Source organism: Streptomyces sp. KM273126 (genome assembly GCF_004337435.2).
Taxonomy (GTDB): Bacteria; Actinomycetota; Actinomycetes; order Streptomycetales; family Streptomycetaceae; genus Streptomyces; species Streptomyces acidicola.
In genome coordinates this window covers 7099099-7124113 of the sequence record NZ_SJXB02000001.1, presented here as the reverse complement: position 1 = coordinate 7124113, position 25015 = coordinate 7099099, and the positions used below count along the sequence as shown (strand labels likewise).

Genomic DNA, 25015 nt, shown 5'->3' with positions numbered 1-25015 from the left:
CAAGGACAGAGAGAGGATCTCGATGGGTGCGGAGTGCTGCGGCCCGGCGGAGGCGAACACCACCACCACGGCCGAGGAACACGAGCAGGTGCCCAAGCGGCTGTGGCACGTCAGGGAGTTGCAGTTCGCGGGCCTGGCCGGGGTGCTACTGCTGGCCGGATGGCTGACCGGCCACGCGGGGGCCGAGACCCCGCAGACGGTGCTGGAACTGGCCGCGGTCGCGGTGGGCGCCTGGACCTTCGTCCCGGCGGCCGTACGCAATCTGCTGCGCCACCGGCATGTCGGGGTGGGCACGCTGATGACGATCGCCGCGATCGGCGCGGTGGCGCTCGGCCAGTTCTTCGAAGCCGCCATGCTCGGTGTGCTGTTCTCCATCGCCGAGGGCCTGGAGCACTACGCGGTCGTCCGCACCCGCCAGGGCCTGCGCGCCCTGCTCAACCTGGTCCCCGACACCGCCGCCGTGCTGCGCGGCGGCCGCGAGATGCAGCTCGCCCCCGATCAGCTGGCGCTGGGGGATGTGATGCTGCTGCGCCCGGGGCAGCGGGCCGCCACCGACGGCGTCATCCGCACCGGGCGCACCAGCCTGGACCTGTCCGCCCTCACGGGCGAATCGATGCCCGTGGAAGCCGGCCCCGCGGACGTGGTGTATGCGGGTGCGATCAACGGCGGCGGCGCCGTCGAGGTCGAGGTCACCGCGCTGGCCAAGGACAGCTCCCTGGCCCGCATCGTGCACATCGTCGAAGAGGCCCAGGAGCGCAAGGGCGCCGGCCAGCGGCTGGCCGACCGGCTCGCCCGGCCGCTGGTGCCCGGCATCCTGATCCTCGCCGTCCTGATCGCCTCCCTGGGTGCGGTCCTGGGTGATCCGCTGCTGTGGCTGGAGCGGGCGCTGGTCGTGCTGGTGGCGGCCTCGCCCTGCGCGCTGGCCATCGCCGTCCCCCTCACGGTCGTCGCCGCGGTGGGCGCGGCCAGCCGCACCGGTGCCCTGGTCAAGGGCGGCCTGGCCCTCGAACAGCTGGGCACGGTACGCACCGTGGCGCTGGACAAGACCGGCACCCTGACCCGCAACGAACCCCGCGTCATCGCCACCCTCACCACGAGCGGCGCGAGCCAGGAGCAGGTGCTGCGGCTGGCCGCCGCCCTGGAGGCACGCAGCGAGCACCCACTGGCCGCCGCGATCACCGCCGCCGCCGACCAGATCCCCGACGCCGCCGACGTCACGGCCGTCGTCGGACACGGCCTGCGCGGCGACGTCAACGGGGCGCAGGTGCGGCTGGGTCGGCCCGGCTTCATCGACCCCGCCCACCTGGCCCTGGAGGTCGAGCGGTGGCAGGGCCAGGGCGCGACCGTCGTCCTCGTCGAACGCGACGACATCCTGCTCGGGGCCATCGCCGTGCGCGACGAACTGCGGCCCGAAGCCGCGCAGACCGTCGCCGAACTGCACCACCTCGGCGTCACGGTGGCCATGCTCACCGGCGACAACGCCCGCACCGCCCAGGCCCTTGCCCAAGCAGCCGGGATCGACGACGTCCGCGCCGACCTGCGCCCCGAGGACAAGGCCCGCATCATCACCGAGCTGCGCGCCCAGGACGGGCGGGGCGCAACAGCGATGGTGGGCGACGGCATCAACGACGCCCCGGCACTGGCCACCGCCGATGTCGGCATCGCGATGGGCGCCATGGGTACCGACGTCGCGATCGAGACCGCCGACGCCGCCCTGATGGGCGAGGACCTGCGCCACCTGCCCCAGCTCCTGCGGCACGCCCGCCGCTCACGCACCATCATGCTGCAGAACATCAGCATGTCCCTGGCCATCATCACCACCCTGATCCCGCTGGCCGCCTTCGGCGTCCTGGGCCTGGCCACCGTGGTCTTCATCCACGAACTCGCCGAGGTCCTCGTCATCGCCAACGCCATCCGCGCCGCCAAGGCCACCCCGCTGCCGGGCACCACGGCCCTCGCCCCCACGGCACGTCGGACGATGCCGGCCCGACCCGCACCACAGCCAGCCGCGGTAGCCACCGCAAGCGGTAGCACGGACGGGGGCGATGAGACGTGCTGCGACGGCTGCTCCACGGAGACAGCCACGGCCGACTCGCATCCGGCCGGGCGCCCGCTCCTGACGATCACCTCGCGCACCCCGAGGACATCCGGGTCCGAGAAGGCAGCTACCGCTGATGCCGCCACCGGCTGCTGCGAGGGGTGCGCAACCGACCAGCTCAAGCAGAGTGCCCCGGCCCAAGCTCCCCCGGCCACGAGCCGGCCCGTGACGTCGCTGCCGCTCGCACACGGCTCCAGCCACGACGGCAACGGATGATACGGAGGCCACAGACTCCCCTCGGCCGCTGCAGAGGGCGCCCTGTCAATGACGCAAGCCAGCTGCAGCCAATGACAGCTGACAGCGTCCCGCCCAGCAGAAGTTCAACACGCAGAACTTGACTGGGAACAGACCCGGTCGGTGTACAGCTTGGTGGTCAGCTGAAGGCCGCAGCCTCCGAGCAGCAGCCCGCACCAGAACGTGTCGTGCTCGTGACGGCGGCGGAAGGCATCCAGCACGATCGCCTCCAGCGGCAGCATCAGCGGCTCCTCCGAGTCCGCACCGCCCAGCACTGCCGTCTGAATCTGCCGCCTGTCACCCCGCACGAAACCCCGCCTTTCGTCCCAACTCATCGTGCCACCCACAGCGTTGGCCTCACAGACGATCGACGTGCTCATGCCCTCGTACGCAGCGAGGCCGGCTCGGCAGCAACGGCCGGCGTGCCGGCCTGCCGGACGGCACGCTCCGCCCGGGCCCGTGGCGTGGCGGCGGCGCTGTGCGCGGGCAGCTTCGATAGAGATGGTCCGGTCGCTGGGGCCGGAACGTGAGCCGGCTGAGGCGCGCCTGTTCTCCACAGAGGGGGTCAGCGCAGGCAATGCACGATTCGGTCCGTGACTTGCTCGGCAAATCCCCCCGGCACCATCGGAGACTTCTTGTTGCCGATGCCCCAATGCATCCGCACGATTTCATCCAAGATGGTAGATGGGTGACGATCTGTCTCGGGTGTCTGCCAGAGACGCCAGATCACGCACTTCGCGAAGTGCTCCGTCCACCACCCGGGGACCATCGGAGCACCGCCAGCGCCCCGATTGCTGACAGGAGCCGGATGTGACGTGGGTCACCGAACTGAGACGGGCGGCTGAGCCTCCGACAGGCGGCCCCAGGGCGGATGAGGGCAAAGGGCGCCGCCGTTCAGTCTCCATGAGGCCGGGCCAGGCCGTGGTCATAGGCGAAGATCACCGCCTGGATGCGGTCGCGGGCGCCGATCTTGGCCAGGACGCGGCCGACATGCGTCTTCACCGTGGACTCCGACAGGACGAAGCGGGCGGCGATCTCGCCGTTGCTCCAGCCCTTGCCGATGGCGACGAGGATCTCGTGCTCACGGTCGGTGAGGGAGTTCAAGCGTGGGTCCTCAGCGGAGCCGTCGCCGCCGAGTGGCACGAGGCGGGCGAACTCGTGCAGGAGACGGCGGGTGAGCGCGGGGGCGATCACAGCGTCTCCGACGGCCACGGCCCTGATGCCCGCAAGGAGTTCCTCGGGGCGGGCGTCCTTGAGGAGGAAGCCGCTGGCTCCGGCGCGCAGAGCCGCATACACGTACTCGTCCAGGTCGAACGTGGTCAGCATCAGGACGCGCGAGCGATCGCCGGCGGCGACGATGCGGCGGGTGGCCTCGATGCCGTCCATGCCCGGCATTCGTACGTCCATGAGGACGACGTCGGGCCGGAGTTCGGCGGCCTTGCGCACCGCTTCCGCTCCGTGCGCGGCCACGCCGACCACCTCCGTTTCGGGCACGGAGTCCAGGAGCATGCGGAAGCCGTACCGCTGGAGCGGCTGGTCGTCCACGACGAGCACGGTGGTCACCGCGCACCGCCCTGGGGAATGAGGTCGAGTGCGGCCCGTACCGTCCAGCCGCCGCCCTCGGGACCCGCGCTTACGTGTCCGCCGTAGAGAGCCGCTCGCTCACGCATGCCCACCAGGCCGTGTCCTTCCTCGTTCGCCGTGCTGGGACGGTCGGCCGGGACGAGCGGGCCGGAGTCCTGGACGGTGATGGTCAGCCGCCTGTCCTCCACGGCGATGGCCAGGTTCGCCCGCGCGCCGGCGCCGGCGTGTTTCAGGGTATTCGTCAGGGCCTCCTGCACGATGCGGTAGACCGTGAGCTGGACCCCGCTGTCGAGGGTGTCGACGTCTCCGGCGGTACGGTAGACGACCGCCAAGCCGGCGGCGCGCACCCCTTCGCACAGCGCGTTGATGTCCGCGAGACCGGGCTGCGGGCTCAGCTCGGGCTCGGCCGGCGGGCCGTCCACCTCGCGCAGCACGCCGAGCACCCGGCGCAGTTCGCCCAGGGCCTTGCGACCGGTGTCGCCGATGAGGTGGAGGGCCTCCCTGCCCCGCTCCGGAGCGACCCCGGCGGCATAGGCACCCGCGTCGGCGAGCGTGATGATGACGGACAGGTTGTGGCCGACGACATCGTGCATCTCACGGGCCACCCGTGCTCGTTCGGCCGCGACTGCGAGCCTGCCACGCTGGTCCCGTTCGATCTCCAGCCGGGCCGCAAGGTCCCGAAGCCCGGCCAGCTGAGCCCGCCGGATACGGATCATCAGGCCGAGCGCGAGGGCCGCGGTCGCCGTGCTGAGCAGGAAGAACAGCGCGTCCCAGACCGACACCGCCACCGACACCCGCGCCGCGACCAGGCCCACCGCGCCCGCCGTGGCCGCACAGGCCCACGGCAGCTGCCGCAGCCGCCCGTGCAGGGCCAGGCTGTACAGGGCGACGAAGAGGGCGACGTCCGCACGGAGCGCGGCGCCGAGGGACCACTGAAGGACGAACACGGCCCCGATGGCGCCGAACGTGGCGGCGGGCGCCCGGCGCCGCCACAGCAGCGGCAGCACCAGCCCGGCCTGCAGGGCCAGCATGCCCGCCACGGGCAACCGGGTGAACACCAGGCGGAAGCGGCGCGGGCCGTCGCCTTCCCCGTCGATCGAGCCGACCGCGTGCAGCAGGTCCGGCAGGCAGAACATCAGGAAGACCAGCACCACGACCGAGGTGTCCAGCGCCCACGGACGGGCCCGGTCGGCATGCCGGAGCCGCTGGCCGGCCCGGCCGAGCCGGGCGACCAGCGGCCCCATCCCGCTGAGATCTTCGGTGGTCACGGAGTTCACCAGCCCATGATGCGGGTGGCTGCTCAGACGTCGCTGCGCCGCAGCCGGTACGCCGCTGCGGCCAGCGCCAGTGCCGTCCAGCCGAGGAAAACCCAGAGCCCGGCGCCCGGCGACAGGGTGGTCGAGTCGTGGGTCAGGGCGAAGATCGACTCGCCGGCGTGGCTGGGCAGATAGGGGGCGATGTTCCCGCTCCATGAACTGGGCAGCAGGGAGATCAGTCCGGGTACGAGCATGAGGGCGGCCACCAGGACCGAGATACCGCCCGCCACGGACCGCAGCAGCGCGCCCAGGGCGGCGCCGATCACGCCGACCAGGCCCAGGTAGAGACCGGCGCCCAGCAGACTGCGAAGGACACCGGCGTGGCCGAGGCCCATAGCGGCGGGCGTACCGGAGACGACCTGGCTGCCTACGAGGAAGGCGACGAACGCGCCGACGGTGGCGACCAACAGCGCGACCAGCCCGTACGCAGCCGCCTTCGACCACAGCACGGGCAGCCGGCGCGGCACCGCGGCCATGGTGGAGCGGATCATGCCGGTCGAGTACTCCCCCGCCGTGACCAGCACGCCGAGCACGCCGAGGGCCAGCTGGGCGAAGTTCGTGCCGAAGAGGGACAGACTCACGGCCGTCCCGTCGGCGAAGTCGCCCTGCAGGGGGCGGCCGGAGTCGATCCCGGACTTGTAGCGGCTCGCGGCGATGACTCCGAAGGCGACGAGGAACAGCAGGCCCAGGCCGAGAGTGATCCAGGTGGAGCGCAGAGACCACAGTTTGGCCCACTCCGAGGCCAGCACGTCCCGTCCGGTCACCCGGTAGGCGGGGCGGGCCGGCGCGGCCTGAGCGGTCCCGGGGGACTCCGGGGTTGCCGTGAGGGTGCTCATGCCGCGCTCCCGGAGGTCTCGGTGCCGGTCGTGGAGCCGTGGTACTCCACGGCGTCCCTGGTCAGTTCCATGAATGCCTCCTCCAACGACACCGCCTTCGTGGTCAGCTCGAACAGCGGAATCCTGTGCTCGGCTGCCTTCAGCCCGATCTCGCGGGCGGACAGCCCGGTCACCTGCAGTTCCTCGGAGCCCACGCAGCCGGTGATCTCCACGCCGTATCCGGCCAGTACCTCCCGCAACCGTGCGGGGTCGTCCGTCGCGACCTTCACGGCGTCGCCGCCGGCCTCGCGGACCAGGTCCCGTACGGTCGTGTCGGCCAGCAACCGTCCACGCCCGACGATGATGAGGTGATCAGCCACCAGTGACACCTCGCTCATCAGGTGCGAAGAGACGAACACCGTGCGCCCTTCGCTCGCGAGGGAGGTGAGCAGGTTCCGGATCCAGAGGACGCCCTCGGGGTCCAGCCCGTTGACCGGCTCGTCGAGCATCACGGTCTGCGGATCGCCGAGCAGGGCGGCCGCGATGCCAAGCCGCTGGCCCATGCCAAGGGAGAAGGCACCGGCCCGCTTCTTCGCGACGCTGCCAAGACCGGCAAGGTCGATGACTTCGTCGACCCGGCGGCGCGGGATGCCGTGGGTGAGGGCGAGGGCCCGGAGATGGTTGTAGGCCGAGCGGCCCGGGTGGATCGACTTCGCCTCCAGCAGCGCCCCGACCTCCTGCAGCGGCGCCTGGTGGCGGGCGTAGCGCCTGCCGCTCACCGTGACGGAGCCACTCGTCGGCGCGTCAAGCCCGACGATCATGCGCATCGTCGTGGACTTGCCCGCCCCGTTGGGACCGAGGAAGCCGGTCACCGTGCCCGGCTTCACGGTGAAGTCCAGCCCGGCGACGGCTATCTTCTCCCCGTACCTCTTGGTGAGCTGCTGTGCCTCGATCATTCGCGTTCCCTCTTTCGGACTCCGGCGCGCCCTGTACGCCTGACGCCTCCTCCGTCACGCTAAGCCCGCGATCTACCGGATCCGGTGGTACCGGGGGCTGAACACCGCCAGGCAGGTGGTACCGGGGTACTACAGCCCCGCTGGCGACGGGGCGTGGTTCCGGGATACCAGTGACACGGGCAGCCGTCATCAGCCACGGAAGCCACAGGGGACTCAGCAAGCGGTACACGGCCGAGTCCAAGCGGGACGCGGTCGCGCTGGTCCATTCGTCGGGGAAGACGGTCACCGAGGTCGCCCGTGAGATCGGAGTGAGCCCGGAGGGCCTGCGGAACTGGGTGAACCAGGACAGGGCGGATCGGGGCCAGGGGGCCGCGGGTGCTCTGACCAGCGATGAGAAGGAAGAACTGCGTCGTCTGCGGCGGGAGAACCGGGAACAGCAGCAGACGATTGAGTCCACCGCGGCCTTCTTCGCAAGGGAGTCGACGAAGTAGCCGTGCGCTACGCGTTCATCGACGCGGAGAAGACCCCGAGAAGAACCCCGGTGGTCACAGTGTCGCCCTGATGTGCAGAGTGCTGGGCGTATCTCGCTCGGGCTATTACGCCTACCTCGCCGCCCGTCCGGCAGCCGAGGAACGAGCCCGCCAGGAGGACGGGCTGGTCGACGAGATCCGGCACATCCACCCGATCCGAAGTGGGTGCCCATGCTGCTGAGGGTGCGGTCCTCCCACGTCCGGGCCTGGACCGGGCCTCGGATGGGGATCGCCCTGGCCGCGAGGCTCGGCCCCCGCCGCACGCTCAAGGCGCTTCAGGCGTTGGGGAGGCTGCGTGAGGCGGTAAGGCGTGGCGAGGCGCCCTCCACGTCACCGGACCGGGCCGTGCTGCTCAGTCGTAAGAACTTCCTCTATCTGTGCGGGGGAGCGGTCAGCGCGGCCGGACTGGTCCTCGCGGGCCAGACACCGGCGTTCGCGCGGTCGGAGGCCTCGCACGCCCGGGAGTGGGTCGCGCTCAACCAGAATCGGCTTCCCCACTCCTACAAGGACATCGGTCGTCTGCCCGTCGCGCACCGCAAGGAGGTGCTACGGACCTTCTCACCGCGGGAACAGGCCCGGCTGTGGGTGGAGCACCTGCACCGTTACAAGGCGGCTCACCCGGACCTCACGGCCGTCCAGGCCGAACTCGTCGACGAGGCGGCCGAATTCGTCCCCCGATACTTCGCCGAGAAGCAGGAGCTGGCTCCCCGGCTGAGGGCTCTGGGCGAACGGGCCCAGGAGACCCTCGGCGAGGAGGAGGCCCACAAGCTCCTCGGATTGCTCGGCCCGGAAGAAGCATCCGAAACCCGGGGCTTGACAAGGGCGGAGGCGACCGTGTCGGTTGGGTCCTCGCCGGGCCGGAGGAAGACGGGCACGAGGATCCTGGCGGTCTTGGCCGTACCATCGGGGTTCGGGCGCAGGGACGGGCCGTTGTTCTGCACGATCTCGACCTGGAAGCCGCGGGTGTCGCCGAAACACAGGGCCTCGACGTCCCGCTCGCCGAAGGTGTCAACGCCTTCGCCGAGCACGCGGACGAAGGCAAGGGAGGCCCGGTGTACACGGACGGTCAGTAGTCACTCACCCTGTCCGGTCCTGGCGACATCCCGAGGATGTCAGCCCAGGGCGGGATAGCCGCCGGCATCGAGGTCGTCGATCAGGCTCGGGTGGGTGGGCTGCCAGCCGGACCGTTCCCGGGTCAGTGCACTGGACGACGGCATGTCAAGGGCGAACACGCGACCGATGACGCCGAAGCGCTCAGGCGGCACCGACTCGACCGGCATCGCAAGAACGCCGCCGATAGCCTCGGCCAGTGTCCTCATGGTGTCGCCCTCGTCGGCTACCGCGTGCAGGACTGTGCCCGGCGCGGCGTCCTCGAGTGCGATGCGGAACAGCCCGGCGGCGTCAAGCCGGTTGACCGCTGGCCATCGCTGCGTGCCGTCGCCGACGTACGCTGACACGCCGGTTTTCTGTGCGGCGGCGATGAGCACTGAGCAGAAGCCGTATTGTGCCCCGCGCTGGTGCACGGAGCGCGGCAGCCGCACGACAGAGGACCGGACGCCCTGGTCGGCCAGGGCCAGCACCATCTCGGAGGTGCGGCCGCGGCCACCGACCGGACCGTCGGTGGTATCGGGGTCGTCCTCGGTGGAGGTGTGGCCTGGCATCATCGGCGTGAGGCCGGCATGTACGAACGGCTTGCCACTGCCTGCGAGTGCGGCCGCGAGAGTCTGCACGGCGCGCGCTTCCTCGTCGATGCCCTGTTCCAGGTTGTTCCAGTCGTTGCTGAAGGCGAGGTTGATGACACCGTCGGCCTGCGCGGCGCCGGCGCGGAGGCTGTCCAGGTCGGTGAGGTCGCCGCGGAGCGGCGTCCCGCCGGCGGCGGTGACGGCCTTAGCCGCGGCATCAGAGCGGACGAGGCCGAGGACCTCGTGACCAACGGCGATGAGCTCGGGAACGACAGCTGAGCCGATGCTGCCGCTGGCGCCGGTGACGAACACGCGCATGGGAGGCTCCAGATGACTGCTGCGACGCTGCGTCGCAGGATGGGCATGGTGAGGGTCAGGCGTGGCGGTTGTGGGTGTGCGGATCCACGGGTTGCTTGGACTTGGGAAGCCCGCCGACCACGAGACGGTAGGAGTCGGTCACGAGTTCCTTCACCAGCTTGTCGTCGATGGTGTCTCCGCCTTCCATTGTGATCCAGTGTCTTTTGTTCATGTGGTAGCCGGGGGTGATGTCTGCGTACTGCTCACGCAGGGCTGTGGCGTCGTCCGGGTCGGCTTTCAGGATCACGACGGGACGTCCAGGCATCTCGGTCATGAGCATGAAGACCTTGCCGCCCACCTTGTGGAGCTCCCAGTCGGGGTCGAAACGATGCTCCTGGTCGGTGCCAGGCAGTTCCGCGGTGTGGTCGCTCGCGATCTTCTGCAGTTCCTGTCCGTCCAAGGTGATCAACTCCTCTGTCGGTTCGAATGCCTGGGGTCCCTTTGCGGCGGTCGATGGCCGGCAGTGGACGGCCACCGACCGACCGGCAGGTCATGGTCCTGATCTCCGCCATGGCCATCTACGGCAGGACGCGGATGACTGTCTTGCCGCGGCGTCGCGTGGTTGGGTTGAGGGCGCCGATGGCGTCGTCGAGGCTCGCGATGTCACCGATGTTGGTCCGCAGGCGTCCGTCCCGCACCCGCTGCACGATCTCACCGAGTGCGGCGCGATCGGCTTCGACGACGAAGTCGACGGCCAGGCCGTCAGCGGGCCGTGCTTCGACCGGGCCGACGGCGGACACCAGGGTTCCTCCGGCCTTGATCAGGGCGGCGGACTGCTTTTGAACGTCGCCGCCGATGACATCGAAGACCAGGTCGACGCTGCCGACGTCTTTGAGCGTGTCGTTCTTGAGGTCGACGAACTCGTGTGCGCCGAAGTCGAGTGCCTTCTCGCGGTCGGCGGCGCGTCCGGTGCCGATGACGTAGGCGCCGGTTTCACGTGCGAGCTGGGTGACCATCGTCCCGACTGCTCCGGCTGCGCCGTGGGCGAGGATGGTCTGGCCGGCCTGGAGGCGGCCGTGCTGGAACAGCCCCTGCCACGCGGTCAGGCCTGAGATGGGCAGGGACGCGCCTACCGTGAAGTCGACGTCGCCTGGCAGCGGTGCGAGGTTGCGTGCTTCGATCGCCACGTACTCCGCGAGGGTGCCGTCGCGGTGCCAGTCGGCGAGGCCGAACACCCGCTGTCCGACCGAGAGCCCTGTCGTGCCGTAGCCGAGGGCGGAGACCACTCCGGCCAGCTCGTGGCCGGGGATCGACGGTGTCTTGTCACGGCCGGCGCGATCGGTCCAGGTCGATGGCCAATCCATCTCTGTGGGGACGAAGCCCGATGCATGGATCTGAACGATGACGTCGTTGATCGCTGCGGACGGCTCAGGCCGCTTGGTCAGCGTCATCCCGGCCGTTCCCGCTGCCTGGTCGGTTACCACAATGGCTTTCATTGAAATGGTCCTTTCTCGTATGTGTGGTGGGTTCAGGTTTCCGGGTACCCCGCGGGCGCGGCGGCCGCACCGGTGAGGGGGCCGTCGGGGCTTGGGGGCTGAGTTTCCGCATCGCCCGGTTCTGTCGCTCTACCGCCTGCGCGATGTGCCCGGCTCTGCCCGGCGCGGCGGCGCGGGCTCGCGGTGCGCGGCGGTGGCGGCGATGCCGCTGGCCGGAATGACGGTCGTCGTGACCGGCGCGATGACCGGCCCACTGGAGAAGCTCAGCCGGAACCAGATGAACGAACTCATCGAACGCGCCGGAGGCCGCTCCTCCTCCAGCGTCTCCAAGAAGACCACCCTGGTCGTCGCCGGAGAAAGCTCCGGATCCAAACGCGCCAAGGCCGAAACCCTCGGCATCCGCCTGGCCACCCCCGACGAATTCGCCACCCTCATCGCCGACTTCGTCGACTGAGTGGTCCCCAGAGGTCTGTCCGGAGGAGTTCAACGAATGGGCACAGGGATGCCGGGATAGGGGTGAGATGTCTTCTCCTCCCGTTGATCAATTTGCCGCCGACCCATCCGCCTGGGAGCTGTATTGGAGCCGGTGGAGCTCGGCCCAGTTCACTTGAAGAGGGGCGGTCGTCACGAAGGGCGATTCGGTTCGTTCTCGCTTCGCACGCCCACATCGACCTGTGGGCGTGCGAAGGCTGCTGCTGCAAGGAGATCGCCGAACCGGGGAGGGAGTGGCCGTTCAGCGGCGGACCGAACCAGGGCTCGGCGCACCGGGTCCGGCCCCAGCGCAGTCGGCGTCGGGGCTGCGGCAGACGGCTCCTGCCTTCACTTGACGTGGATGACGTGCTTGGAGATGCGCCAGCCGTCGGCGGTGTGCCGCAGGTCGTCCGTGAAGACGACGCTCACGACCGAGCCGTCGGCCCTGAGGCCCAGGCCCTTGGACTGGACGTGGACCTCTTCGCCCGGGGCCTCCGACACGACGATGTTCGTCGTGTGGTGGGCGCGGGCGTGTCCGTCGGCGCTCAGGACGGAGGCGATCTCGTCCAGTCCGATGGCCGGTTCGAAGCCGAACACGCTTCCGTCCCAGAAGGCGTACTCGGTGAGGCATTCGCCGAGGCGGTCCATCTCGTGATCGTCCATGAGGTGGTTCAGCAGCGACAGGACTCTTGTGATCTCGACGGAGTCGTCGTTCGTGGGTTGCATTCTGTATCCACCGGGTCTTTCCGTACTGAAGGAGTACGAGCTCAGCGCTGGTTGCTGAGGAGGGCCAGGACCTCGTCGTACTTGCCGTTGGCCTCTGCGTCACGGACGAAGCGGGCGTTCCATGACGAGTTCCTTGGCCTCGGGGTTGTCGCGCAGCTGGCCGAGGGTCTCGTCGAGGAAGTCGTCCAGCGGCATGGACGACTCGGCGTCCTCCTGGCCGAACATGGTCGTCCGCACACCCGGCGGGGCCACTTCGATCACCTGGACCCCACGGTCGGCGAGCTGCACGCGCAGGCTGTCGGAGAAGGAGTGCAGCGCGGCCTTGGTCGCGTTGTAGGTCGGGGTGATCGGCAGCGGTACGAACGCCAGTGCGGAGGAGACGTTCATGACGGCCGCGTCGACCTTGCCGATCAGGAGCGGGAGGAAGGCGTACGTCATCCGGAGCGTGCCGAGCAGGTTGACGGTGACGTGGTCCTCGGCGATCTGCAGGTCGGCCGGGTTGAGGACGTCCTCCCGCAGCATGATGCCCGCGTTGTTGACCAGGACGTTCAGTTCCGGGTGGTTCGCCTTGACCGTTTCGGCGGCGTGGGCGATCGACGCGGGGTCCGTGACGTCGAGGGCGAGTGCCTCGATGCCCGGATGCTCGACCACGATCCGGTCGAGCAGCTCCTTGCGCCATCCGGCGACGATCACCTTGTTACCGGCCTCGTGCAGGCGTACGGCGAGGCCGAGGCCGATGCCCGAGGTGCCGCCGGTGATCAGGACCGTGTTGCCCGTCAGGTTCATGGGGGGATTTCTCTCTCTCGCTGGTCGTGGGCCCGTGAGCGGCCCGCGTTGTCGACCGTAGGAGCGCCTTCGCCGGGGCGGGAGAGGACCGGTTGTCCAGGGATCGGCAGTCCCTGCCCGCCCCGTCCGGTCGTGGCGGATCGTGCCCTGCCAGGGTGCCCAGCCATGGATTGCTGGTCCCTGGCTGGGCAGGAGGAAAACGGCGACCATGGGAGCCATGGAGCACATGGACAGGAAAGCGCTGGCGGAGTTCCTGCGTCGGCGGCGCGAGACCCTGCGCCCGCGGGACGTGGGAATGGCCGAGGGGCCGCGCCGGCGTACCCAGGGGCTGCGCCGCGAGGAGGTCGCCGCGCTGGCCGGTATGTCCACGGACCTACTACACCCGGCTGGAACAGCAGCGCGGCCCTCGGTACAGATCGCGGCCGCCCTGGCGCGGGCGATGCGCCTGAGCCCCGGCGGCCGGGAGCTCCCAGGCCCGCTCGGTCGCCAGCGCGCCGATCGCGGCACCGAGGCCCACCGGCTCACGCCCGTCGCGCCAATGCTCCTCTCATGAGAACCATCTGACCCTCTGTCACCACCCCCCGCTTCTCGGGGGAATCTCACCTCGGCACACGATCTGACTGCTGCGCGAAACCACGGCATCATCGCCGCGTTGACCAGCGCTGACGTGATGACCTTCGCGGACAAGGCGTATCAAGGCGCCGACGGTTCCGTGCGTATCCCGTTCAAGCGGCACCGCTACCGGCCGAAGCTGTCGCGTCGGCAGAAGGCCGTGAACAAGGCCCACGCCCGGATCCGCTGCCGCGGCGAACGCTCCGTCGCCACCCTCAAGACCTGGAAAATCCTGAGCAAGCTGCGCTGCAGCCCCTCCCGGACGACCGCAATGGTGCAGGCCATCTTCGTTCTCCACCATGTCGAAAACCCGGCCTACCAAGGATGAGAAACGCTCAGCCATGCCGACCAACCCTGGTGATGAGTTTTCGCGCCCGCAGCCGTCACACCTACAACGGGACACGCCCAGGCGGAAGGATGACGTGATGAGCGCGGACACGCGGCTGGAGGAGCTGGGCGTGAGCGGGCTGAGCGAGGTCGACGAGCCGGTGTTCTCGGGGCTGGCCGAGCGGCACAGGCGGGAGCTGCACGTGCACTGCTACCGGATGCTCGGCTCGTTCGAGGACGCCGAGGACACCGTGCAGGAAACGTTCCTCCGTGCCTGGCGGCGACGGGAGACCTTCGAGGGGCGGTCGACGTTCCGGGCCTGGCTGTACCGGATCGCCACCAACGCCTGCCTGGACGTGCTCGCCAAGTGCCGCCCGGAGCCTGCGACCGGCGGCGAGGTGCTGTGGCTGCAGCCCTACCCGGACCGGCTGCTCGACGAGCTGCCCGCGGGAGACGCGGACGAGCCGGAGACCGTCGCCGTCGCGCGGGAGACGATCGAGCTGGCGTACCTGGTCGCAGTCCAGCACCTCGCGCCGCGCCCGCGGGCCGCGCTGATCCTGCGGGACGTGCTCGGCTGGCCGGCGAAGGACGTCGCAGAGCTCCTCGGGGACTCCGTCAACTCCGTGAACAGCGCGCTGCAGCGGGCCCGCGCCGGCATGCGGGAGCACCTGCCCGCCGAGCGGCAGGACTGGACCGGCGGCGAACAGGACGCCGGGACGCGCGAGCTGGTGCGCCGCTATACCGACGCCAGCGTGGCCACGGACGTCGACGGGCTCGCCGCACTGCTGCGGGACGACGTCCGCTGCTCGATGCCGCCCACGCCGGGCCTGTACGTCGGCCGCGACGCGGTGGTGAACGACTGGGTCGAGAGCGGCTTCGAGGGCATGAAGGGGCTGCGCGCCGTCCTCACCTCGGTGAACCGGCAGCCCGCCGTCGCCTTCTACCTCTGGCGGAAGCGGGAGGGCGCGTACCTGCCGCTGACGATCGACGTCCTGCGCGTCACCGGCGGGGCGATCACCGAGATCGTCACGTTCCACGACGACCAGTTCCCGCGGCTCGGGCTGCCGGAGCGCCTGCCGACGGACGGCACGGAGTAGTCCCGGTGTGGACGCTCACGACGCGCGGTGGCGCGCGTGTCGCGGTGGTCGCGGCGCAATGGCGCGACGCGTTCGGCGTCGTCACCCGCGGGCGGGTGCAGCTGGAGCAGCGCGACGGCGAGCCCGGGCCAGTTCTCGGACGCGGCGCCGGGTTCTGGCTCCGCGGCACCGGCGTCCGCGCCTTGCGGAACCCCGGCCGTCGCACGGCGAGGGTGCGCATCGTCACCCCCAGGGCCAGGACCGTCACATGCCAGTCAACACACCCGTACGCCAGTTACCGAATGATGGAGGAACGACATGAACAGCATGAATGACACCGGGGTCGTCGCAGGCCCGGCATCGGGCCAGCCCAACCACACCCACCGACTCCGCAGGCTCGCCGGCACCGGCTTCATTGCCACGCTCGCAGCGATGGTGGCCATCACCCTCGCCGCGGCGCTTGCCCAGGCCGTTGGCGTCGACTTCGAGGTCCCCGATGGTGGCGAGACGATCCCGTTGTCCGGGTTCGCCGTGGTGACCGGCTTCTTCTCGGTCGTGGGCATCGTCATCGCCGTCACTCTTCTTCGTTGGAGCGCGCGCCCCGCCAAGCGATTCGTGTGGACAGCAGTGTCGCTGACCGCGATCTCGTTGGTCCCGCCCCTCCTCTCCGGGGCAAACACCGCCACCACCACCGCCCTCCTCGGGCTACACCTCGTCCCTGCGACGGTGATGATCCCCACCCTGGCGCGGAGCCTCCGCACCCGGACCGATTGACGATCCCGCAACGGGACAACGCGCGGCGCAAGGGCATGCGCGAGCGCACCGCCTGCAGGAGGCGGCTACGCCGTAGCCGGCGGGGCACCCGGAGCCAGCCGCAGGGCGTCCACGCCGCCACAGTCACCGCACGGCAGATGCGCGAGCTGATCGACCGGCTGATGGCAGCCGGGCAGTGGACGGACAGCGACCCGGACGTGCTGATCGTGGTGGACGCCGGATACGACGTGCCCTGCCTGGCCTTCCTGCTTGAGGATCTGCCGGTGCAGGTGCTGGGCCGGATGCGCTCGGACCGCGTCCTGCGCCGGGCCGCCCTACCGCGCGAGCCCCACACGATGGGCCGTCCACCCCCTCACGGCGGCGAGTTCGTCTTCGGCGACCGGGCCACGGTGGGGCACACCTCATGCCCGGACAGTGACCGAGACCCGTCTGTATGGCACAGCCACCGCCCAGGCATGGGACAGGCTCCACTCGCGACTGACCCACCGCTCCGCCTGGACCGCTCAGCTGGGCATCCTCCCGGTGACGGGCGAGGAACGCACAGCTCTCCTGGTTCTCATCAGCGGCGGCTTCCGCGTTGAACTCCCCGGCCGCAGTGTTCTGCTGGAAGAGCAGGCGATTACGTCGTGTGGGGGCGCGGAGTCGACCACTCATGGTTCGCAGAGGAAGAGTCAGTGGTGCTGACCGTTCGATGGCCGTCCGTGCCCGGCTGTGCAGTGGCAGACAAGGGTCGGGCGCGACTGCAGAGCTGAGCACGAAAAAGCGATGGTCACAGCCATTCGTTGATCGCAGCGACAAGGACGGTCGCCTCGTAGCGGACTGCGAGCTCAGCGACGGAACGGGTCGTACACCCGACCCCACGCCCCATAATGCTCAGGCATGTCCCACCACGGATGCCCGTGCGGACCCGGAACCGTATGCCATCACCAGCCCGCCGTCCACAGGCGGCGTTTGTCGGGGTTGCGCACCGCCCAGATACCCCTCGCCTACCACCCCGACGGCACCCCCCATAGTCCCCGTCGACGACTTCGCCGTCCCGCGCAACGCCACCCCCGACGAAATCGCCAACTTCATCCTCTTCACCGCCTCCGACCAAGCCAGCTTCGCCACCGGCACCAAAATCATCGCCGACGGAGGCTTCACCCTCGGTGCCCTCACCTGACCCCACACACCCCGCAGGGCAGGCCAAAGACAACCCGCCACGAGCCGCAGTCCACGACAGCATGCCGAGCCCATGGACACGCGCCAGCGCAAGCAGGGGCCCAGGCGATAGCGGTGGCCTCGGACCCGGCGGGGATCGGGGGTCCGGCCCAACACCTCAGCCAGGCAGGCGAGCTGCGGCGATTCCGGATCCGGGCAGATGGAGTCGGCGTCCCCGCAGTGGCGCCGCAGAACTCCGATCAGGGTGGATGGCACGCGAACGCGACCCCTGTTCGTGATCAAAGGCTTCGACAACCTTGATCATCAGGGGTCGCCTCTCTCGTTGCCGAACCGGGCAAACCACACACGCAGGCATGTACATGGGCGATCAGCCCATCTCGCAGGCTGAGAACGCATCAGCCCTGGTTCCAGCCCGGGAGTCTCTCAAGTCCGTGGTACTTCGTCGGGGGACTGGCGCAGTTGGCGCGTTGCCCGTCACCGCTGTCACTTCGTGTCGTTGGTGCTCGCGTGGGGTTGTCGTTCAGTTAGGGGCATGGGGACTGCGCTCCAGCAGGTGGTGCTTTCGGAAGTCGGCCGTGTGAGGAGCGTTCTGCGTGGGGGATGCAGTGGTGTTGGCCGGTGAGCCGGTGTTGCGGATTCGGGATGTGTGCAAGGGCTACCGGCACCGTCCTGTGCTGCGGGGGGTGTCGCTGGATCTCCGCGCGGGCCAGTTGGTGGGCATTGTCGGCGAGAACGGGGCCGGCAAGAGCACCCTGCTGCGCATTCTGGTCGGGGATCTCGCCGCGGACAGCGGCCTCGTGGAGCGGGTGGGGGTGCTGGGCAGCTGCCCGCAGGACGTGGTACTCCACCAAGCCTTCTCCGTTGACCAGCATCTGAGGTTCTTCCAGGCCGCTTACGGCCTGGACAACCTGGACAGAGCTTTCGAGCTGCTGGAGCAGTTGAATTTCAGCAGCTACCGGAACGAGCGGGTGGAGGCACTCAGCGGCGGCACGCGCCAGAAGCTCAACCTGGTCCTTGCTTTGATGCACGATCCCCAGGTGCTGCTCCTGGATGAGCCGTATCAGGGCTTCGACTGGGATACCTATTTGCTGTTCTGGGAGCTGGCGGCGGCCTTGCGGGACCGGGGCTGCGCGGTGCTGGTGGTCTCGCACCTCGCCTACGACGCCTCCCGCCTGGACACCCTGTACCGCCTTCACGCGGGAGTGCTGCACGAGACGGAGCAGACCGGATCGGAGGTGGTGCCGGTATGACGCGGTGGTGGTCCTGCTTCCGTACGGCCTTGCGGTTCGCGCTGATCGAGCAGGCCCGTAACAGGCTGGCGCTGCTGATCGTGGTCCTGTTCGTGCCGTTGTGGACCACGTTGGCGTTCACAGTGGTAGCCCGAACGCCCTTGCGGTTCCGGATCCACGCAGTGGGGCGCACGGTGGTCATGGACGGCAACATTCTGGTCCAGATCAACGGCGCTCTCCAGACCCTGTCGCTGGTCATCGCGTTCATGATGTTCGTCGCCACAGCCCGCTCCACGCTGTTCGACCAGCGACTGGTGCGGGCCGGCTATCCCCGCTCGTGCCTCGCCCTGGCGAAGTGCACCTCACTCCTTCTGGTCGCGGCCCTGGTCGCCGTCTACACCACCGCGTGGATGCATCTGTTCTGGCGCCCCGAGCGGCTCCCGGTGCTCGCTGCAGGGATGTTCATCGCTGCTCTGATCTACGGAGGTATCGGCATCGTGCTGGCAGCCGTGCTGCGCAGCGAGCTGGCCGGCATGTTCCTCGCCATCATGATCAGTTCCATCGATCTGGTGCTGCAGAATCCCTTGGTCAACCCGGATGCGGACAGTCCCGTGGTGCGCTTCCTGCCTGCTTACGGGGCGGTGCAGACCTCGGTGGCCGCCAGCGGTCTGAAGGTAGTGCCGACCAGTTGCCTGCTGCTGGGTACGGGGTGGGCAGTGGGCATGACGGCGCTGGGCATGGCTGCCTTCGCCGTCCGTACCCGCACCCACCGCTCGGGCACGGCCCAGGGAACGCCGACTGGCATCGAGCATGCCGTGCGGGTGCCGTGACCGGCCCATTGAGGGCGTCGTTTCGATGATGAACGGCCGCACACGGCAGCAACACCACGTGAAGGGAGGGCTTTCAGAGGTGTCGCAACACAACACTGCGGCTTCGGCTGCTTCACCTGCCGTATCAGCCCCGCCACCCGGCTCTTCCCACCCAGCCGCGGGCGAGGTGGTGCCTCACTCTGCGGCGCGCTGGGCCTGGCTGCTCAGTGACGTCGGTGAGCCCCGGAACTGGATACTGTTCCTGGCTCCGCTTCTGGGCTGGCACGCCAACGGATGGGCCGGCATTGGATGGGGGGTGTTCGCGGCGGTGTTCACCGCGGTGCTGCCCACGCTGATCCTGGGGTTCGGTGAGCGCCGCCAGTACTGGGGCGACCGACATGTGCGGCGGCGGCAGGACCGTATCGTGGCCGCTCCCGGGGTGATGGCCTCGGTCATCACCGGCACCGCGCTGCTGTACGGGCTCAAAGCTCCCGCCGAGGTGACGGCCCTGGTGATGGCGATGCTCGCCGCCCTGCTCACCTTGCTGGTGATCACCTTCTTCTGGAAGGTGTCGGTTCACTCCGCGGTCGCTTCCGGGTCCCTCGCCATCCTCAGCTCGGTCTTCGGCCCCTGGGTGCTTGCGCTGACTCCCTTGGTTCTGCTGATCGGCTGGTCCCGTATCCGGCTGCGTTGCCACACCGCTGGTCAGGTGATCGTCGGGGTGCTGATCGGCGCGGCAGTCAGTGCACCAGTCTTCGACTTTCTGAGGTGATGGTTATGAGCCGGTTCCTGGATCCCAGCCCTGCCGATCTGATCATGGTCAAGGCTGAACGGCTCGCGGACCATCCGGATGCCAACTCGACGGTCGGGGCGGTGCTGCACCTGACCGGAGCCGTGCCCGATCTGGCCGCTCTGCGTGAGCACGTGACCGAGCGCCTTGCCGATCTTCCCTGTTTGACACATGTCCTGACCGGCGACGGTCCGACGGCACGGTGGGTGCCTGCCGTCCCGGACATGGCCCGGCATGTGTGCGATCAGCAGGTGGCCAGTGAGCCGGAGGCTCTTGAGGCAACGGTGCGGCTCCTCCTACGAGAGCCCTGGGCCGAGGGCTCCCCGGCCTGGCGCATGATCCTCCTGCACGGTCACGCGCCCGACGGGTTCGCTGTGCTGTATCTCGCCCACCATGCCGTCCAGGACGGCGCCAACGTCGTCACGGTCATGGAAGCGCTGTTCGGGTCGCGGCTGCTGCCGGAACAGTTCTCAGTACTCACCCGGGACGTCTCCCCGATCCCCAGGCCCCGCCTGCGCCAAGTCCTGCGCAGCACCGTAACCCTGCTGCGCCATGCGCGTCGGCGCCACCTGTGGCAATCCGCCTCGCAGCCGCTGTCCAGCCGCCGTCACACACTGTGGGCCCAGGTGCCCTACGCCAGCCTGCGTACCGCGGCCCACGCCGCCGGAGCCAGCACCAACGACGTCTTCCTCACCGCCGTCGCCCACGCGATCACCCAGTGGGCCGAAGACGCTTGGCCTGGCGCAGCAGGCATGTCGATTCCCGTGATGGTTCCCGTCAATCTGCGCACGCCCGATGAAGTAGGGGCGCCCGGCAACCGGCTGTTCCTGACCCGGATCGACCTGCCCGGCGGCACCATGCCCGTGGTCCGGCGGCTGGCGCGCACGCGAGCAGTCACCCCTGCCCTCAAGTCGGCCGGACACAAGACGGTGCTCCGAGCTGCTCTCACCCGCCTTCCCCGGCGGCTGTTCCAGCGACTCGTGGACGCGAGCACCGTCCCAGGCCGGCTCAGCGTCTGCGCCTCCTATCTCGTGGTGCGCCGGCGTCTGCACTACGGCGAGGCGGCAGTGCACCGCATCGACCCCATCATCTGCTGCCCGCCTGGCACCCCCATGGCCGTTGTGGCGGTCAGCTACGGGGACACGACCAGAGCATGCTTCCGTATCGACCAAGCCCTCCCCGACGCCGACAGCCTTCCCGCACGCTGGCGCCAGGCCCTCGCGGACCTGGCGGCCACAGTCCCGCCGGCCCCGGGTTGCGATCCCGCACCGGGCGGGGCGCACACGGCCGGACGCGCTACGCCTGTCGTGCGGGCGCTGGTCACATGGCTCGCTCAACGCTCCACAGCGGCAGGTGCTCGAAGAAGGTGACCGCCTCCTCACGCCACCGTGACCGCCAGCCGGCGGCCACCATGGAAGCCTGCTCTGCATAGCGCCGCATATCCGCCTGCATCCGGACCGTCACACCACGGTTCTCGCCGATCTCCCGGACCGCGGCAGTGGTTTCCGGCGTGCAGGACGGGTCCCCGAGCGCGGCTTCCACCACCGCTCGCTCGGAGCCGTCGACGGCGGACAACAGAGCACTGACGGTGTAGCTCTGCTTCCCGTCGCGGATGTCGGTGCCGGTGGGCTTGCCCATGGTGGCCTCATCCCCGAACAGGTCCAGATAGTCATCGCGCATCTGCCCGCAGATCCCCACCAGCCGTGCATAGTCGCGCAGCTCCTGCACGTAAAGTGCCGGTTGTTCGCCGGCGGCCAGCAGCCCGAGCTGCACGGGCGCGAGGATCGAGTAGCGGGCGGACTTGAAGTCGGCCACGCAGTGCAGGATCTCCTCGCCGTCGGTGGCGGTGAAGTCGCGTTCCAGGTCGGTGATCTGGCCCACGAAAGTGTCGGCCGCCGCCCGCGTCTGCACCTCGATCATGGCCTGCCGCACCGCGACGGGCAGCTTCGCATCCAGCAGTACCTGCAGGGACAGAGCGAGTGCGAGGTCGCCCGCGAGCAAGGTGAGACCAAGGGCCGTCTGCGGGTGGCCGGGGAACCGTTCACGGTAGGCGTAGTAGGTGGAAGGGCCGCCGCGGCGGGTGGGGCTGTCGTCGATGAGGTCGTCGTGCACCAGGGCGTGGGTCTGCAGTAGCTCGATACTCAGCGCCGCGGCGTCCAGTCCTTCGACCGGTTCGCCGGTCGCCAGACGAGCTGCCTCATGCAGCAGAACGACTCGCATCCGCTTGCCGCCCCGCAAGGACAATTCCCTCAGCAACTGCAGGCAGCCCGGAGTGAAACGGCTGAACGACGGCGCATCGACCCTGGCGCTCAACGTGTCGAAGTACTCCTCGAAGAGCGTGTTGAACCGCTGCTCGTATCCGGCGACACGATCGAGAACCTGCTGGGTCATGACGAGTTCTTCCTGCTCGAGGTTAGGTGACACGGCTGTAGACGCGCGGCGGCGAGGACTGGTGCCCCGGCCACGCGGCACAGTGTCAGGAGGTGTACTGGGTGGCAGTAACCGCCAGGCCGCGCAGAGCACGGTCCGTTGCCGACGGGAAGCCAGCCCCGTCCAGGACCTTCAGTACTTGTTCGTAGCGGGAAGCGATCATCCGCTCGGTGTGCTCCCGTGCCCCGGTGTCCTGCAGAATCGTCCGTGCCTCGGCCGCTTCACGCTCCCCCAGGTCGGACCGGCCCACGAGGTGGCCAAGCCGCTCGCGCTGGACCGGGTCGGCGCACTGCAGACCCAACGCCAGCAGAACAGTCCGCTTGCCTTCCCGCAGATCGCCCAGGCCCGGCGCGCACGCGCCGTCCGGGCTGCCGAACACGTCCAGCAGGTCGTCCCGCAGCTGAAACGCCTCACCCAACGGCAGACCCAGCCGCGTGAAGACATCCATCGTGGCCGCACCGGCCCCGGCCACAGCAGCCCCCAGCTGAAGAGGCCGCTCGATGGTCGCGGTGGCGGTCTTGTAGCGGATGATCCGCAAGGCTGCCTCGACATCGTCAGCGCCACGACCGGTACCCATCACATCCAGGTACTGGCCGTACATCACCTCTTCCAGCATCGCGTCATACAGCCCGTGCACCAGCCGCTGCCGCCCCGGCTCGAACCGGGCGGTATGCAGCAACTCCTGCGCCCACATCAACGCGAGGTTCCCCACCAGCAGCGCGCCGCCCGCACCCAGTCGCTCAGCCCGCTCGTCCTCCCCCAGCCGGGCACGCATCACACGGTGGACCGCGGGGCGGCCCCGGCGACTGACCGAGTCGTCCATGATGTCGTCGTGGATGAGGGCAAAGGCCACGAACAGCTCCAAGGACGCCGCCACACGCAGCGCCGACGTTGCATCCCCGTCACCGCCTGCGGCATGCCAGCCCACCACACACAGCAGCGCCCGGATCCGCTTCCCGCCGGCTGCCAAGAAGTCCCGCACGGTCTGCACCACCTCTGGCGGATGCCCCCGGCCAGCCGCCGCACAGGTCTTTTCGGCAAGGAAATCTTCAAGCACTGCATCGACCTGGCGCTGCACCGCGCGCAGATCGATCGCTTGCGCGTCGACCACACCCGAAGTCACCGATTCACCACTCCCAACCGGGCAGGGTCAAACCCCATCGGGACGGAGGAAGGTGATCGTGGGGGCTGCGCCCTGTGTCAGGGCTCCGGCGACAACCTGGGCTGTTGTCCAACCGCGTCGCCCACATGGTCTGCATGATCCATCCAACGACCCAGACCGCTCAAGAACACGCGCCAAGGCAGCCCCTGCTGTCCACGGACATCAGCCCGTCCGGGTGAGCGGTCATTTCAGGTCCCTGCTGACGGACAGTTGATCTCCCTGTCCGGTATGACTATTCGTCTTCCGTTCGGCTGTATCCGTGCGTGTCTGGGACGGCCGTGCCGTGCGCCACGCCGTCTGTGATGTCAGTGGTGGCTGCGATGCTGGCGGCATGACAACCCCTTGGAACCTGCTTGATCTCGACAAGGCCCTGCGTGCCGGCTGGGCCGCCGACACCTGTTCGCCCGACGACCAGGCCGACTGGCAGCCGGACAACCCGGCCTGGGGGCACTGCGACATCACGGCCTTGATCGTCAACGACGTCTTCGGCGGTGATCTCATGGTCGGCGAGGTGCACCTTGACGGGACCCAGCACGGTTTCCACTGGTGGAACCGGCTGCCCAGTGGGGTGGAACTCGACCTGACACTCGAACAGTTCCAGCGCGGGCAGACCGTCACGGCTGCCCGTGTCGTCGAGCGGCCGCCGGGCCCGCTGCCCCGCCGCTGGGAGGAGTACCTCCTCCTGCGTGAGCGTGTGATCAAGCACCTTGGTCCGCTTCCGGAGCCCGTCTGAGGAGACGGCGGTCAGCCGGCCGGGGCGAGGGGGACGACGCCCTGGCCGCTGGTGGCCTGGGTCAGCCGGAGCGAGGACCCTTCGGTCAGGACGATGTGGGCGTAGTGCAGGAGTCGGTCGACGGCGGCGGTGGCCAGGGTCTTCGGCATGATCGAATCGAATCCTGAGGGGTGGAGGTTCGAGGTCACGATCACGGACCGGCGTTCCTAGGCGGCGTCGATCACGCGGTAGAACGCCTCGGCGGCGGCCTGTCCGGACGGCAGCATGCCGATGTCGTCGACGACGATGAGGTCGCACCTGGTGATCTTCGCGACGGCCTTGGAGACCGTGTTGTCGACGGTCGCCCGCCCGAGGTGGGGGGTCAGCGATTCCAGGGTGAACCAGGCGACCTTCATGCCCTGGTCGATCGCCTTGTTCGCCAGCGCTTCCGCCAGGTGGCTTTTTCCAGTACCGCTTGGTCCCGCGACCGCCAGATTCTCCGCCCGGGTGACCCATTCCAGCGTCATGAGTGCGTGCTGGGTCGGTGTCGGGATCGAGGAGTCGGCCTCCCGCCACGACTCGAAGGTCTTTCCGGACGGCAGCTGGGCCATCTTGCGGTGGTTGCGGCGGGTCGCCTCGTCGCGACCCTTGATCTCGGCTTCCAGCAGGATCCTGACGACCTCGGCCGGGTCCCAGCGTTGCGACCTGGCGGTCGCGAGGACGTCGGGGGCGGCGGCCCGGAGATAGGGGAACCGCATCCGCCGCAGGACGGCACCGAGTTCGGCGGGGATCGGCGGAGCCATCGGCGGTGGAGGAAGCGGGCTCGGAGCGGGTGCGGGAACGACGTCGGCGGGGTCCATCACGGGTGCGGTCATCATCAACTTCCTTCTCTGTGCGGGGTGGTGAAGGTCCCCTCCCGGGCCGCGAAGCGGCCCGGGAGGG

At 69.2% G+C, this 25015-nt stretch carries 24 protein-coding genes and 6 pseudogenes; 16 read left to right on the top strand and 14 right to left on the bottom strand.

What is annotated here, in order from left to right; genetic code table 11:
• The first annotated feature begins 22 nt into the window (after nt 1-22).
• A complete protein-coding gene (locus E0500_RS30095) occupies nt 23-2314 on the top strand; it encodes a cation-translocating P-type ATPase (RefSeq protein WP_131562205.1) in 2292 nt (763 codons plus the stop codon).
• Nucleotides 2315-2418: 104 nt separating this feature from the next.
• Here E0500_RS30095 and E0500_RS30090 read toward each other — a convergent pair whose 3' ends face one another.
• The 5 genes from E0500_RS30090 to E0500_RS30070 all read right to left on the bottom strand — a co-directional run bounded on the left by E0500_RS30090 (nt 2419) and on the right by E0500_RS30070 (nt 7003).
• Nucleotides 2419-2712, bottom strand: coding sequence for a hypothetical protein (locus E0500_RS30090; protein ID WP_258573023.1), 294 nt, complete (start codon nt 2710-2712; stop codon nt 2419-2421).
• 514 nt (nt 2713-3226) lie between these two features.
• Nucleotides 3227-3895, bottom strand: coding sequence for a response regulator transcription factor (locus E0500_RS30085; RefSeq protein WP_131562207.1), 669 nt, complete (start codon nt 3893-3895; stop codon nt 3227-3229).
• Entirely contained in the window at nt 3892-5160 is a 1269-nt protein-coding gene (locus tag E0500_RS30080) for a histidine kinase (protein WP_181587283.1), read from the bottom strand. Before E0500_RS30080 ends, E0500_RS30085 begins: the two co-directional genes overlap by 4 nt.
• Before the next feature lie 56 nt (nt 5161-5216).
• Nucleotides 5217-6068, bottom strand: coding sequence for an ABC transporter permease (locus tag E0500_RS30075; protein ID WP_131562211.1), 852 nt, complete (start codon nt 6066-6068; stop codon nt 5217-5219).
• Entirely contained in the window at nt 6065-7003 is a 939-nt protein-coding gene (locus E0500_RS30070) for an ATP-binding cassette domain-containing protein (RefSeq protein WP_131562213.1), read from the bottom strand. Before E0500_RS30070 ends, E0500_RS30075 begins: the two co-directional genes overlap by 4 nt.
• A gap of 170 nt (nt 7004-7173) precedes the next feature.
• On the opposite strand from E0500_RS30070, the gene E0500_RS30065 reads away from it, so the two are divergent.
• Both E0500_RS30065 and E0500_RS44420 read left to right on the top strand, forming a co-directional pair.
• Nucleotides 7174-7494, top strand: a complete 321-nt coding sequence (locus E0500_RS30065) for a transposase (protein ID WP_165934949.1) — start codon at nt 7174-7176, stop codon at nt 7492-7494.
• Nucleotides 7495-7704: 210 nt separating this feature from the next.
• Nucleotides 7705-8298 (top strand): annotated as a pseudogene (locus tag E0500_RS44420) (bacteriocin fulvocin C-related protein); the annotation flags it as partial.
• A 35-nt stretch (nt 8299-8333) separates the two neighbouring features.
• Here the strand turns inward: E0500_RS44420 and E0500_RS44415 are convergent.
• The 4 genes and pseudogenes from E0500_RS44415 to E0500_RS30045 form a co-directional block, all read right to left on the bottom strand.
• A pseudogene (locus E0500_RS44415) lies at nt 8334-8594 on the bottom strand (hypothetical protein); the annotation flags it as partial.
• A 51-nt stretch (nt 8595-8645) separates the two neighbouring features.
• Nucleotides 8646-9533: an SDR family oxidoreductase gene (locus E0500_RS30055; protein ID WP_131562217.1), complete on the bottom strand. Its 888-nt coding sequence runs from the start codon at nt 9531-9533 to the stop codon at nt 8646-8648.
• Between the two features lie 55 nt (nt 9534-9588).
• Nucleotides 9589-9972 carry an MmcQ/YjbR family DNA-binding protein gene (locus E0500_RS30050; RefSeq protein ID WP_131562219.1) on the bottom strand — a complete coding sequence of 128 codons (384 nt, stop codon included), beginning with the start codon at nt 9970-9972 and terminating at the stop codon, nt 9589-9591.
• Nucleotides 9973-10090: 118 nt separating this feature from the next.
• Entirely contained in the window at nt 10091-11008 is a 918-nt protein-coding gene (locus tag E0500_RS30045; RefSeq protein WP_131562221.1) for an NADP-dependent oxidoreductase, read from the bottom strand.
• 196 nt (nt 11009-11204) lie between these two features.
• On the opposite strand from E0500_RS30045, the pseudogene E0500_RS30040 reads away from it, so the two are divergent.
• A pseudogene (locus tag E0500_RS30040) lies at nt 11205-11462 on the top strand (BRCT domain-containing protein); the annotation flags it as partial.
• A 365-nt stretch (nt 11463-11827) separates the two neighbouring features.
• Here the strand turns inward: E0500_RS30040 and E0500_RS30035 are convergent.
• Nucleotides 11828-12205 carry a nuclear transport factor 2 family protein gene (locus tag E0500_RS30035; protein ID WP_131562224.1) on the bottom strand — a complete coding sequence of 126 codons (378 nt, stop codon included), beginning with the start codon at nt 12203-12205 and terminating at the stop codon, nt 11828-11830.
• Nucleotides 12206-12304: 99 nt separating this feature from the next.
• Nucleotides 12305-12991 carry an SDR family oxidoreductase gene (locus tag E0500_RS30030; RefSeq protein ID WP_165934951.1) on the bottom strand — a complete coding sequence of 229 codons (687 nt, stop codon included), beginning with the start codon at nt 12989-12991 and terminating at the stop codon, nt 12305-12307.
• Nucleotides 12992-13208: 217 nt separating this feature from the next.
• Between E0500_RS30030 and E0500_RS30025 the strand changes: the two genes are divergently transcribed.
• From E0500_RS30025 to E0500_RS29980, 11 genes and pseudogenes are all read left to right on the top strand, one after another.
• Entirely contained in the window at nt 13209-13544 is a 336-nt protein-coding gene (locus tag E0500_RS30025) for a helix-turn-helix domain-containing protein (RefSeq protein WP_258573022.1), read from the top strand.
• Nucleotides 13545-13559: 15 nt separating this feature from the next.
• A complete protein-coding gene (locus E0500_RS30020; protein ID WP_258573601.1) occupies nt 13560-13931 on the top strand; it encodes a transposase family protein in 372 nt (123 codons plus the stop codon).
• A 97-nt stretch (nt 13932-14028) separates the two neighbouring features.
• Entirely contained in the window at nt 14029-15027 is a 999-nt protein-coding gene (locus tag E0500_RS30015; RefSeq protein ID WP_131562226.1) for an RNA polymerase subunit sigma-70, read from the top strand.
• A gap of 297 nt (nt 15028-15324) precedes the next feature.
• A complete protein-coding gene (locus tag E0500_RS43305) occupies nt 15325-15780 on the top strand; it encodes a DUF6069 family protein (protein ID WP_220140635.1) in 456 nt (151 codons plus the stop codon).
• 104 nt (nt 15781-15884) lie between these two features.
• A pseudogene (locus tag E0500_RS44410) lies at nt 15885-16305 on the top strand (transposase); the annotation flags it as partial.
• Nucleotides 16303-16532 (top strand): annotated as a pseudogene (locus E0500_RS44405) (signal peptidase I); the annotation flags it as partial. The pseudogenes E0500_RS44410 and E0500_RS44405, both read left to right, overlap by 3 nt.
• Complete coding sequence (locus tag E0500_RS44400) at nt 16433-16942, top strand: SDR family oxidoreductase (RefSeq protein WP_309505193.1); 510 nt, start codon at nt 16433-16435, stop codon at nt 16940-16942. The pseudogene E0500_RS44405 and the gene E0500_RS44400, both read left to right, overlap by 100 nt.
• Before the next feature lie 592 nt (nt 16943-17534).
• The gene (locus tag E0500_RS29995; protein WP_309505192.1) at nt 17535-18191 is read left to right on the top strand and encodes an ABC transporter ATP-binding protein; all 657 of its coding nucleotides are present in this window, start codon (nt 17535-17537) and stop codon (nt 18189-18191) included.
• A 29-nt stretch (nt 18192-18220) separates the two neighbouring features.
• Nucleotides 18221-19000 (top strand): ABC transporter permease, encoded by a 780-nt coding sequence (locus tag E0500_RS29990; protein ID WP_131562228.1) that lies wholly within the window; start codon nt 18221-18223, stop codon nt 18998-19000.
• Between the two features lie 169 nt (nt 19001-19169).
• Nucleotides 19170-19751 carry a hypothetical protein gene (locus E0500_RS29985; protein WP_309505191.1) on the top strand — a complete coding sequence of 194 codons (582 nt, stop codon included), beginning with the start codon at nt 19170-19172 and terminating at the stop codon, nt 19749-19751.
• 5 nt (nt 19752-19756) lie between these two features.
• Nucleotides 19757-21139 carry a wax ester/triacylglycerol synthase domain-containing protein gene (locus tag E0500_RS29980; protein ID WP_165934952.1) on the top strand — a complete coding sequence of 461 codons (1383 nt, stop codon included), beginning with the start codon at nt 19757-19759 and terminating at the stop codon, nt 21137-21139.
• Here the strand turns inward: E0500_RS29980 and E0500_RS29975 are convergent.
• Nucleotides 21090-22160 carry a polyprenyl synthetase family protein gene (locus E0500_RS29975; RefSeq protein WP_131562232.1) on the bottom strand — a complete coding sequence of 357 codons (1071 nt, stop codon included), beginning with the start codon at nt 22158-22160 and terminating at the stop codon, nt 21090-21092. The genes E0500_RS29980 and E0500_RS29975 overlap by 50 nt on opposite strands.
• Nucleotides 22161-22245: 85 nt before the next feature.
• On the bottom strand, nt 22246-23310 hold the full coding sequence (locus E0500_RS29970; RefSeq protein ID WP_309505190.1) for a polyprenyl synthetase family protein: 1065 nt from the start codon (nt 23308-23310) through the stop codon (nt 22246-22248).
• A gap of 382 nt (nt 23311-23692) precedes the next feature.
• Between E0500_RS29970 and E0500_RS29965 the strand changes: the two genes are divergently transcribed.
• Nucleotides 23693-24094: a hypothetical protein gene (locus tag E0500_RS29965; RefSeq protein WP_131562236.1), complete on the top strand. Its 402-nt coding sequence runs from the start codon at nt 23693-23695 to the stop codon at nt 24092-24094.
• Nucleotides 24095-24105: 11 nt separating this feature from the next.
• Here E0500_RS29965 and istB read toward each other — a convergent pair.
• A pseudogene (gene istB, locus E0500_RS29960) lies at nt 24106-24831 on the bottom strand (IS21-like element helper ATPase IstB).
• Nucleotides 24832-25015: the final 184 nt, after the last annotated feature.